An 11,313-nucleotide genomic window follows, 5' to 3' on the forward strand; every position below is an offset into this window, starting at 1 on the left:
CCCGATTTATACACGAGCGAGTAATAACAAGAACAACCTCAATAGTGGGTGTGAGGACTGTAATCAATACGCATGACGAGACTTACTGCAACTAACATGATCAAAGTCACGAACCATCAGGAACTCGAAGAATTAATTAAACGGGTTAAAAACGCTCAAACCCAATACGCTGGTTATACGCAAGAGCAGGTCGATGCCATCTTTAAAAAAGCGGCACTCGCAGCTAATGCAGCCCGTATTCCTCTGGCAAAATTAGCCGTTAGTGAAACGGCAATGGGAGTGGTTGAGGACAAGGTGATTAAAAACCACTTTGCCTCGGAAATGATCTACAACAAGTACAAACACGACAAAACCTGTGGTGTTGTCGAAGAGGACAAATCGTTCGGTTTCCAGAAAATTGCTGAACCCGTTGGTATTTTAGCGGGGATCGTACCCACCACCAACCCCACCTCAACGGCGATTTTTAAGGCATTAATTGCTCTGAAAACCCGAAATGGGATTATTTTCTCCCCTCATCCCCGTGCCAAACAATGCACCCTGGAAGCGGCAAAAGTCGTCTTAGACGCGGCGGTAGCGGCTGGCGCACCTGAGAATATTATCGGCTGGATTGATGAACCAACGGTGCCTCTTTCCCAAGCTTTGATGCAGCACCCCGATGTGAAGCTGATCCTGGCAACCGGGGGTCCGGGAATGGTGAAAGCCGCCTATTCTTCGGGTCATCCGTCTCTCGGTGTTGGTGCAGGAAACACGCCAGCGGTGATTGATTCCAGCGCTCACATTAAAATGGCGGTGTCTTCGATTATTCTGAGTAAAACCTTTGACAATGGCATGATCTGCGCCAGTGAGCAGTCGGTGATTGTCTTGGATAATGTTTACGAGGAAGTTCGCCAAGAATTTATTAATCGCGGCGCTTACTTCTTGACGCCAGAAGAACGGGAAAAAATGGGGAGTAAAATTATTGTCAATGGGCGCTTAAATGCCGAAATTGTCGGTCAACCTGTTGAGAAGTTAGCCGAATTAGCTGGATTTACCTTACCGGAACAAACCCGGGTGATTATTGGCGAAGTGGAAAAGATTGGCATTGATGAACCCTTTTCCTTCGAGAAACTCTCCCCCGTTCTGGCAATGTATCGGGCGAAAAACTTTGAGGATGCGGTAGACAAAGCCGGACAGTTGGTTGAATTTGGCGGACGTGGACATACGGCGGTGCTGTACACCAATCCAGCCAATGCTGACCATATTAAACGGTTTGAAGACCAAGTTCAGGCGTCTCGCGTCTTGATTAATACCCCCTCCTCCCAAGGTGCGATCGGGGATATCTATAACTTCCGCCTTGATCCCTCGTTGACGCTGGGTTGTGGTACTTGGGGAGGGAACTCCATCAGTGAAAATGTGGGACCGGAACACCTGCTGAACATAAAAACGATCGCGGAACGGCGGGAAAATATGCTCTGGTTCCGGATACCACCCAAGGTGTACTTTAAGTATGGGTCTCTGCCCATCGCCCTGCGGGAGTTAGCAGGGAAAGAACGGGCATTTATCGTCACCGACAAACCCATTTACGATCTGGGGATGACGGCTAGCGTCGAAGAGGTTTTGGCTGAAATTGGTATCAAATACGATATCTTCTATGACGTAGAGCCAGACCCCTCCTTAGAAACCGTACAACGGGGATTGACGTTGATGAACACCTTCAAGCCCGATGTGATTATCGCCTTGGGTGGGGGTTCGCCCATGGATGCTGCCAAAATTATGTGGCTGATGTATGAGCATCCAGAGATTGAATTTGAGGGGTTAGCGATGCGGTTCATGGATATCCGCAAACGGGTGTATGAACTGCCCCCCTTGGGTGAGAAAGCGATGATGGTAGCCATTCCCACGACATCGGGAACGGGTTCAGAAGTTACACCGTTTGCGGTAGTAACGGATCGCCGCAATGATATCAAGTATCCCTTGGCGGACTATGCCTTGACGCCAAATATGGCGATCGTAGACCCCGAATTAGTCCTGAATATGCCCAAGAGTCTCACCGCATTCGGGGGCGTCGATGCCTTGACTCACGCTTTAGAAGCCTATGTCTCGGTGTTAGCTAGTGAATATACCAATGGGTTGGCACTCGAAGCTACCCGGCTGATCTTTAAATACCTGCCTTCGGCATACAAAAATGGGGCAAATGATCCCAAGGCGCGGGAGAAAATGCACTATGCCGCCACGATGGCAGGGATGGCGTTTGCCAATAGTTTCCTGGGCATCTGTCATTCTATGGCACACCAATTAGGGGCTATTTTCCATGTCCCCCACGGGTTAGCGAATGCCATGTTAATTTCTCATGTTATTCGCTATAACGCCACGGATGCGCCCTTTAAGCAGGCGACGTTCTCCCAATACAAGTATCCTAATGCCAAATGGCGCTATTCTCGGATTGCCGATTACCTGCACTTGGGCGGCGATACCGAAGACGAGAAAATCAATCACCTGATTGGGGCGATTGAGGAACTCAAGCGTCAGGTGGGGATTCCGGCGGCGCTGAAGGATGTGATCAAGGAAAGTGAAGCGGAATTCTTCGCCAAACTGGATGAAGTTGCAGATCAGGCATTTGATGATCAGTGTACTGGCGCGAATCCCCGCTACCCCTTGATTGAAGATCTTAAGGAAATCCTCACCAAAGCCTATCACGGCGACTTGGGCGAGGTTCCTGATGTCGAAACCGTCAACGGCAATGGTGCGATCGGTGATACCAATATCAAATCCGATACCCAACCTGCCGTACCGACGATGTAAACCTTTTGTGGGGTGGGCAAATGCCCACCCTACAGATACTCAAAATAAAGGAGAGTTAACTATGGCAACTGTGCCCACGTCTCGTGCAGACACCACGGCGGCGAAAAAGCCGAAGGAAGCCAAGAAAGGACATCCCAGTGGTGATAAGCGCTTCAAAGTTCTGGATATCACAATGAAGCGGGCTCAGTATCGTCCTGATGTTTTGATTGAAGTTCTCCACAAGGCACAGGAAGCCTTTGGCTATCTGGAGGAGGACGTGTTGCTGTATGTAGCACGAGGGCTAAAACTGCCCCTGAGTCGGGTGTATGGGGTGGCGACATTTTATCACCTATTCTCCCTGAAGCCCGGTGGCACTCATACTTGTGTGGTTTGTACGGGTACGGCTTGTTACGTCAAAGGTGGTGGACAAGTGCTATCGGCACTAGAGGAGCATTTTGGCATCCAAGTAGGTGACACCACCCCTGATGGCGAAATGTCCTTGCTCAGCGCCCGTTGTCTCGGTGCCTGCGGTATCGCCCCAGCCGTAGTGTTTGATGGCACAGTTGCGCCGAAACAAACCGCAGAATTGGCACTGGAGAAGGTGAAGGGATGGATGGAGTAATAATACCGAGTTGCGGTCAAACGTAGTAGATAGGAAGCATGTAGAGACGCGCCATGGCGCGTCTGGGGAGAAAACGTTATCGGTTTGAATGCAACGAGGTAGAGTCACGTTTGTGCGGATGGGTTTATTCCACCACTGATGAGGAGAGAAAATTATGGATTTAACGGAACTGCAAGAAATTGCTGAAGCAGAACGTCAGGCGCAAAAAAGCATCCGCGTACATTGTTGTACGTCAACAGGTTGCCAAGCGGCGAATTCCTTGGGTGTAAAGAAAAATTTAGAAGGAGCGGTTAAAGCAGCAGATTTAGGCGATCGCGTGCAAGTCGTCGGTGTGGGGTGTATGGGGTTCTGCGGGCGAGGTCCTTTGGTGGAAATCGATCCCCAGGACAAACTCTACGAGGAAGTGACTCCCGATGATGCTGCCAGTATTATTGAATCACTCAATGGCGGGACAGCCACGGCGAATGAGGGCGATCTGAATCACCCCTTTTTTGCTCGCCAAATGCGAATCGTCCGGGAAACCAGTGGCAAAATTGACCCGGAACGGATTGAAGAATATATTGCGGCTGGGGGGTATCAGTCCCTTTATAAAGTTATTCATGATATGACCCCGGCGGAGGTTGTCGATCAAATCAGCAAGAGTGGGTTGCGCGGACGCGGTGGCGGCGGTTATCCCACAGGATTGAAATGGGCAACCATGGCGAAGATGCCTGGGGAGCAAAAATATGTAATTTGTAATGCGGATGAGGGTGATCCGGGTGCGTTCATGGATCGCTCGGTGTTAGAGAGTGACCCCCATCGGGTTTTAGAAGGAATGGCGATCGCGGGTTATGCGGTTGGTGCTACCCAAGCGTTCATCTATGTTCGGGCGGAATATCCCCTCGCGATCGATCGCCTGCAAAAGGCAATCAAGCAAGCCAAAAGGCTCAGCCTTCTAGGTAGTCAAATCTTCGGCTCTCCCTTTGACTTCAAAGTTGATATCCGCATCGGTGCAGGTGCTTTTGTCTGCGGTGAAGAAACCGCCTTAATTGCCTCCGTAGAAGGTGGACGAGGTTTACCCCGCCCCCGCCCCCCTTATCCGGCACAATCAGGATTGTGGGGATGTCCGACTTTAATTAATAATGTGGAAACCTTCGCCAATATTGCCGTCATTATTCGGGAAGGAGCCGAATGGTACGCCAATATCGGCACCGAAAAGAGCAAAGGCACAAAAGTGTTCGCTCTAACGGGTAAAATCCGCAACAATGGTTTAATTGAAGTGCCAATGGGCATTACCCTACGCGAAATTGTCGAAGAAATGGGCGGCGGTGTACCAGATGGTGAAGTGAAGGCAGTGCAAACGGGAGGACCGTCTGGCGGTTGTATCCCCGCATCCCTACTGGATACCCCAGTAGACTACGACTCACTGGTCACAATCGGCTCGATGATGGGTTCCGGCGGCATGGTGGTGATGGATGAAACCACCAGCATGATTGAAGTTGCCCAGTTCTACATGGAATTCTGTCGGGGAGAAACCTGCGGCAAATGCATCCCCTGTCGCGTGGGAACAGTGCAAATGTACCAAGCGCTGACCAAAATCCTCAAGGGAGAAGCCACAATGAGAGATATCGAACAACTCGAACAGCTCTGTGGCATGGTGAAAGACACCAGCTTGTGCGGTTTGGGTCAAACTGCACCGAATCCCGTCATGAGTACGCTGCGCTATTTCCGGGATGAGTATCTGGCGCTACTGCAAGATAGCCCGAATGGAAAAGTGGCAGTGAAGTCATAAGTCATCAGTCAATTGTAGGGGCGGGTTTAGGGACTAACGCTAATGAAAGACCGATAACGTTTCAACAAAACCCGCCCTTATTCATAAGTCATACGTTATCGGGTTTTTGACGAATGACCAAGGACAAATGACAAATGACAAAGGACGAATGACCAAGGACAAATGACAAAGGACAAAAGATATGTCAGTAAAAACATTGACCATTGATGGCGTTGATGTCGCCATTGAAGAAGGTGCAACCCTCCTAACCGCAGCCAAAGAAGCAGGTGTTCATATTCCTACGTTGTGTCATCTGGAAGGGGTCACTGATGTGGGCGCTTGTCGGTTATGTTTGGTAGAAATTGAAGGGATTAACAAACTCCTACCTGCCTGCGTTACTGAGGTGTCGGAGGGAATGAAAGTTCATACCAATACCGAAACGCTCCAAGAATACCGCCGCATGGTTGTCGAGATGCTGTTTTCCGAAGGGAATCACATCTGCGCCGTCTGTGTAGTGAATGGCAATTGTCAATTGCAAGATGCGGCGATTGAGGTGGGAATGGATCACACCCGTTTCCCCTACCGTTTCCCACAACGAGACGTGGATGTATCTCACGATCGCTTCGGTCTTGATCACAATCGTTGTATTCTCTGTACTCGTTGTGTGCGAGTCTGTGACGAAATCGAAGGCGCTCACGTTTGGGATGTAGCAGGGCGGGGTCCGGCGTCCCGTATCATTAGCGGGTTGGCTCAACCTTGGGGAGAGGTGGAAGCCTGTACCTCTTGTGGTAAGTGTGTGGATGCTTGTCCCACAGGTTCTCTTTTCCGCAAGGGTTCCACAGTCGCGGAAATGGAAAAAGACAGAGGGAAAGTAGAATTTTTAGTCACCGCACGGGAAGAGCATAAATGGACTCGGTGACGTAGGAAAGCGGGGGGAGCTGGGGGAGCGGGGGGAGCGGGGGGAGCTGGGGAAGCTGAGTAAGTTAACTCAAAACTCTACCTTACCTGTTACCTGTTAACTGTTAACTGTTCCCTGTTCCCTTTTCCCTTTTCTTTAACAAATCCTCAATCACCAATCACCAATTGTTGGGAGATATAAAGCATGGCAAAGATAAAATTAGCGACGATTTGGTTGTGTGGCTGTTCTGGCTGTCACATGTCCTTTCTGGATTTAGACGAATGGCTACTGGAACTGGCTGAGAAAGTGGATGTGGTTTACAGTCCAGTGGCTTCTGATGTTAAAGAGTACCCCAAAGATGTGGATGTTTGTTTAGTAGAAGGGGGTGTGGCGAATGAAGAAAACTTGGAGTTAATTCGCATCGCCAGAGAACGCACCAAATTCCTGATTTCCTTTGGCGATTGTGCTGTAACTGCCAACGTACCAGCCTTACGGAATATGTTAGGAGGGGCAGAACCGGTGCTGAAGCGCTGTTATCTGGAGTTGGGAGATGCGAATCCCCAATTGCCTAATTTCCCTGGAATTGTGCCAGAATTACTAGACCGCGTGCGCCCTGTGCATGAGTTGGTTCACGTTGATTTATTTATGCCGGGATGTCCACCACCAGCCGACCGAATTCAAGCCACAATTGAACCGTTACTGCGCGGTGAAAAACCCGTTATGGAAGGACGGGAAATGATTAAGTTTGGATAGTCATTGGTCATTCGTCTTATGTCCTTTGTCATTGGTTAACGTTGAGGGTGGGTAACAAATAATAATTAACTGATCAACTCAACAAAGGGCAAAGGATACAAAAGCAAGAAACAACTAGAGACAGGAAGGTTATGGCTAAAACAGTTCTTATTGATCCGGTTACTCGTATTGAAGGACACGCGAAAATTTCTATTTTTCTTGATGATGCAGGGGAAGTGGAAGACGCCCGATTTCATGTGGTGGAATTCCGGGGCTTTGAAAAGTTCTGTGAAGGACGCCCGATGTGGGAAATGGCAGGGATTACGGCTCGAATTTGTGGGATTTGTCCAGTAAGTCATTTACTGGCGTCGGCGAAAACGGGGGATAAAATTCAAGCGGTGAAGGTACCGCCTGCGGGTGAGAAATTGCGGCGGATGATGAACTTGGGACAAATTACCCAGTCTCACGCGCTGTCGTTTTTCCATCTGAGTAGTCCTGACTTTTTGTTGGGTTGGGATAGTGATCCGGCGACTCGGAATGTGTTTGGCTTAATTGCGGCTGATCCGGATTTAGCCCGCAGTGGGATTCGCTTGCGCCAGTTTGGTCAGACGGTGATCGAACTGTTGGGGGCGAAGAAAATACACCCAGCCTGGGCGGTTCCTGGCGGCGTGCGATCGCCTTTATCGGAAGAGGGGCGGGCTTGGATACGCGATCGCTTACCGGAATCCCGCGCGACTCTCGATACCGCCTTGGGGTTGTTTAAGCAGTTATTGGATAAGTTTTCTACCGAGGTAGAAACCTTTGGTTTGTTCCCCTCCCTGTTTATGGGGTTAGTGGGTAAAGATGGAGTCTGGGAACATTATGATGGTCATCTTCGCTTCAAAGATAGTGAAGGGAATATGGTGGCGGATGGACTCAGTGAGGATGATTATCAAGACTTTATGGGTGAAGCGGTTGAACCTTGGTCTTATTTGAAATTCCCCTACTATAAACCCTTAGGATACCCGGATGGGATTTATCGAGTGGGTCCATTAGCCCGACTGAATATCTGCGATCGCATGGGTACGGAAGCCGCTGATCGGGAGTTACAAGAATTTCGCGATCGTGCAGGCGGTGTAGCCACCTCATCCTTCTTCTATCACTATGCCCGCTTAGTGGAAATTCTGGCAGCTTTAGAACGGATTGAACAATTAGTTGAAGATCCAGATATTGTCTCCAAACGCACTCGGGCTGAAGCCGGAATTAACAGTTTAGAAGGCATTGGTGTCAGTGAAGCGCCCCGAGGCACATTGTTCCATCATTATAATGTGGATGAAAATGGCATTATCAAGAAAGTCAACATGATTATTGCCACGGGTCAAAATAACTTGGCGATGAACAAAACGGTGGCACAAATTGCCAAACATTATATCCACGGGAATGAAATTCCTGAAGGGTTATTAAACCGAGTTGAAGCTGGAATTCGCGCCTTTGACCCCTGTTTAAGCTGTTCGACTCATGCGTTTGGTCAAATGCCCTTGCATATCCAATTAGTCGGTTCATCCGGGGATGTTGTCGATGAAGTCTGGCGTCATTAAGCGCAGATTTAAAAATCTCCCGATTTAATCGGGAGATTTTTGGTTTAAGGGTTCAAGTTAACTGTCTACCACAATCAAAAAATCTAAGGAGGAAAAAGCTATGCAATCAATTATTTCCCGATCCGAGGATGTTTTTTCAAGGATTGAAACTGATAATCGTCTGTTTCTTCTCAAGCCTAAGAATGGACAACCGCCTATCGTGCAACTTTTGAATGAATCCGCCCTCTCTTTATGGAACCGAATAGAGGATTCAGCGTTACTTGATGATATTCTAAGGGATGATTGGGACAACCGATTGCGAACAACCTTCGCATACATGCTGCACAATGGCTTCATTCAATGTCATCCACCTGTAAATATCGAACCAATTATTGACGCAGCAAGCATCGGTTTATACCAAGACCCTTGGCAGTATCAATTTGATACATTGACTCTAAAATCCCCGTGGTTCGTATTATGGGAAGTAACAGAACGTTGTCCCCTGAAAAAACGGTGTCTCTTTTGTTATCAGCCGGATGAAATTACTATTGACGATCCTAGCCCTGAAGAGTACGAGCAAGTTATAAGTGAATTAGTTACTAACAAGATACCTTGGGTAACTCTACTCGGTGGCGAACCTTTATGCTACAACAAGTTGACAGATATCATTAGCCAGCTACGTTTCCATCGCATTTTTGTTAAAGTGATTACCAATGGCGTACTTGTCACTGAAGAAAATGCCGCGCAGCTTGGCGAAGCTGGTGTCAATCAGGTTGCTGTTTCCCTTGATGGACTAGACCGAGAAACACATGACTTGAGTCGGGGTGAAGGTGCTTTCGATAATACTCTTATTGCCATTAAGACGCTCAAGCAACGGGTTCCTCTTGTAAGTCTAAGTCTAACTGTATCTAACAAAACCTTTGAACAGCTTGACTATTTACCAGAGTTTTGTGAGGAACTAGGAATAACTGAGGTATATATCTCGCCTTTGCGGGCAACTTCCAACACCTCTATTGCACCTGGTTTGGGAGCAATGACTAGTGAACAGTACAGCCAGTTGAGAGAGAAGATTGCTTCTTGTTGCCGTTCAGATCTTGATGTTATTAATATTCCAGAATGTAGCTGTGGTCGCTCATCTTGCGTGATTCATGCTGATGGATCATTTTCACCTTGTCCCTTCGCACGAAGTGCTTATGGTAGCATATACAAAGAGGGACTTGCAACTTTGTGGTCTCGTGCAAACAAAGTGGCAGAAGAAATCGGGCGTATGATTCCTGGCTCATACTGTTTTCGTAGGCACGAGCAGGAAGCTATCGTTTCCCTTGAAAATAAAAAAATAAAAGAGCAAGTTAAATTTTGAAGCCGGAATTCGCGCCTTTGACCCCTGCTTAAGTTGTTCGACTCATGCGTTTGGTCAAATGCCCTTGCATATCCAATTAGTGGGTTCATCCGGGGATGTTGTCGATGAAGTCTGGCGTCAGTAATCTCGCTAGTTGCTAGAGATAAGCTGTCATGCATTTAAATTGGGTATTAGTAGCGAGCAAGATGCTCGCACTACAAGGATTTCGCCATTATTGACATTAAGGTTTAAATGCCGAACAGCTTACCCTTATCCTTCTCATTTCCAGCACGGCATTGCCGTGCCCCTACATGGTGTTGTAATTGGTGTGATCGCTCATATCAAGTCCGGTGAATTGCCCATAATAGCAATGCTGTAACCGCAAGGGTTTCGGGCTTTTTTATTAAGCTGAAGTTCCCCCCATCCCGATTGACGATAGAAGGATAAACGCGAAGGAATAGTTACCCACTCAGTTCGGAGCGATTCAGCTTCTTCTAATCGCCCTAAGCCAAGATAGGTATACAGTGTAGCGATTTGTCAGAGGGTAATTTCAGCTTAATCAGACAGAATCTACCTTGTGACACATGCAGTTGCTACCCATAACTCCTACTATAAATTGGCTAATGATGTGAATCACGCAACAGCGTTTACCAATAAATAGAAAACATCACTTCAATACAACTTAGGAGGTAGGAGTTTGACTACACTAACCCGAACAGCACAAGCACAATGGAATGGCGACTTGAAAAGTGGCAATGGTCACATTAATGCATCAAGTCATATTCTCAACGATACTCCCTACACCTTTTCCACGCGCTTCGAGGATATCCCAGGTACAAATCCTGAAGAACTGCTTGCCTCTTCCCATGCGGCTTGTTACACCATGGCGCTTGCTCATACTTTGGCAGAAAAAGGCTATAAAGCTGAAAGTCTTCAAACGCAGGCATTCTGCTCGATAGAATCTCAGGAAAATGGGGGATTCAAGATCACCAAAATGCGTCTAGCCACACAAGGAAAAGTTCCGAACCTGGACGATACTCTATTTGGACAGATTGCCCAAGAAGCGGAGAAAGCTTGTCCAATTTCTAATGCCTTGCGTCAAAATGTAGAAATCGAACTTGATGCGGCTTTAACTAAGTAGGGTCTGCTGAATAAGTTTTGTGGTAAGAAGAGGGAATAGGCAATAGGCAATAGTTTCAACATCTCGGAACAGTAAGGATTTGACATCCTCTCACCTCAGTCAAGGAGGTGGGAGGGCATTTTTTCTGAATTTGTAATAAAAAAATGTAGGGTGGGCAATGCCCACCCTACTTACCGAATCTCTATTCAGATTCATACCAAGTTGCGTTTTATCATGTCATTCTGAGCGAAGCGAAGAATCTGGGCAGATGCTTCGCGTCACTCCGTTTCACTGCGTTTTGCTCAGCATGACAGATTCTACCTTAGACTGCAACTTGGTATCAGAGAATTAGCTGTTGATGCTAGGAGCAGTCAGAGCTACGGGAGTAGCTTCAACAGCCGCCAAGTCTAAGGGGAAGTTGTGAGCGTTGCGCTCGTGCATAACTTCAAAACCTAAGTTGGCGCGGTTGAGTACGTCTGCCCAGGTGTTGACTACACGACCTTGGGAATCCAGGATTGACTGGTTAAAGTTGAATC

Annotated in this window: 8 protein-coding genes and 1 pseudogene; 8 read left to right on the forward strand and 1 reads right to left on the reverse strand. The window is 47.8% G+C overall.

Features of this window, described 5'->3' with window-relative positions; all coding sequences use genetic code 11:
* Nucleotides 1–96: 96 nt before the first annotated feature.
* The 8 genes from adhE to RH949_RS04720 all read left to right on the forward strand — a co-directional run bounded on the left by adhE (nucleotide 97) and on the right by RH949_RS04720 (nucleotide 10,798).
* Nucleotides 97–2,781 (forward strand): bifunctional acetaldehyde-CoA/alcohol dehydrogenase, encoded by a 2,685-nt coding sequence (adhE, locus tag RH949_RS04685; RefSeq protein WP_446352082.1) that lies wholly within the window; start codon nucleotides 97–99, stop codon nucleotides 2,779–2,781.
* A gap of 61 nt (nucleotides 2,782–2,842) precedes the next feature.
* Nucleotides 2,843–3,382, forward strand: a complete 540-nt coding sequence (gene hoxE / locus RH949_RS04690; protein ID WP_044207783.1) for a bidirectional hydrogenase complex protein HoxE — start codon at nucleotides 2,843–2,845, stop codon at nucleotides 3,380–3,382.
* Between the two features lie 154 nt (nucleotides 3,383–3,536).
* Nucleotides 3,537–5,153 (forward strand): NADH-quinone oxidoreductase subunit NuoF, encoded by a 1,617-nt coding sequence (gene nuoF / locus RH949_RS04695; protein WP_446352083.1) that lies wholly within the window; start codon nucleotides 3,537–3,539, stop codon nucleotides 5,151–5,153.
* Between the two features lie 181 nt (nucleotides 5,154–5,334).
* Complete coding sequence (gene hoxU / locus RH949_RS04700; protein ID WP_006101685.1) at nucleotides 5,335–6,051, forward strand: bidirectional hydrogenase complex protein HoxU; 717 nt, start codon at nucleotides 5,335–5,337, stop codon at nucleotides 6,049–6,051.
* A 183-nt stretch (nucleotides 6,052–6,234) separates the two neighbouring features.
* A complete protein-coding gene (locus RH949_RS04705; RefSeq protein ID WP_446352084.1) occupies nucleotides 6,235–6,783 on the forward strand; it encodes an NADH-quinone oxidoreductase subunit B family protein in 549 nt (182 codons plus the stop codon).
* Between the two features lie 131 nt (nucleotides 6,784–6,914).
* On the forward strand, nucleotides 6,915–8,339 hold the full coding sequence (locus RH949_RS04710; RefSeq protein WP_006101686.1) for a Ni/Fe hydrogenase subunit alpha: 1,425 nt from the start codon (nucleotides 6,915–6,917) through the stop codon (nucleotides 8,337–8,339).
* A gap of 316 nt (nucleotides 8,340–8,655) precedes the next feature.
* A complete protein-coding gene (locus tag RH949_RS04715) occupies nucleotides 8,656–9,678 on the forward strand; it encodes a radical SAM/SPASM domain-containing protein (protein ID WP_446352086.1) in 1,023 nt (340 codons plus the stop codon).
* Between the two features lie 676 nt (nucleotides 9,679–10,354).
* Nucleotides 10,355–10,798: an OsmC family peroxiredoxin gene (locus RH949_RS04720; protein ID WP_446352085.1), complete on the forward strand. Its 444-nt coding sequence runs from the start codon at nucleotides 10,355–10,357 to the stop codon at nucleotides 10,796–10,798.
* A gap of 327 nt (nucleotides 10,799–11,125) precedes the next feature.
* Here the strand turns inward: RH949_RS04720 and RH949_RS04725 are convergent.
* Nucleotides 11,126–11,313, reverse strand: a pseudogene (locus RH949_RS04725) (photosystem II q(b) protein); the annotation flags it as partial.

The sequence above is a fragment of the Coleofasciculus sp. A1-SPW-01 genome (genome assembly GCF_040217205.1).
Taxonomy (GTDB): domain Bacteria; phylum Cyanobacteriota; class Cyanobacteriia; order Cyanobacteriales; family Coleofasciculaceae; genus Coleofasciculus; species Coleofasciculus chthonoplastes_A.

Excerpts from the sequence above, each read along its gene's own strand:
- adhE (WP_446352082.1), top strand. The coding sequence starts at position 97 with ATGATCAAAGTCACGAACCATCAGGAACTCGAAGAATTAATTAAACGG.
- hoxE (WP_044207783.1), top strand. The coding sequence starts at position 2,843 with ATGGCAACTGTGCCCACGTCTCGTGCAGACACCACGGCGGCGAAAAAG.
- nuoF (WP_446352083.1), top strand. The coding sequence starts at position 3,537 with ATGGATTTAACGGAACTGCAAGAAATTGCTGAAGCAGAACGTCAGGCG.
- hoxU (WP_006101685.1), top strand. The coding sequence starts at position 5,335 with ATGTCAGTAAAAACATTGACCATTGATGGCGTTGATGTCGCCATTGAA.
- RH949_RS04705 (WP_446352084.1), top strand. The coding sequence starts at position 6,235 with ATGGCAAAGATAAAATTAGCGACGATTTGGTTGTGTGGCTGTTCTGGC.
- RH949_RS04710 (WP_006101686.1), top strand. The coding sequence starts at position 6,915 with ATGGCTAAAACAGTTCTTATTGATCCGGTTACTCGTATTGAAGGACAC.
- RH949_RS04715 (WP_446352086.1), top strand. The coding sequence starts at position 8,656 with ATGCTGCACAATGGCTTCATTCAATGTCATCCACCTGTAAATATCGAA.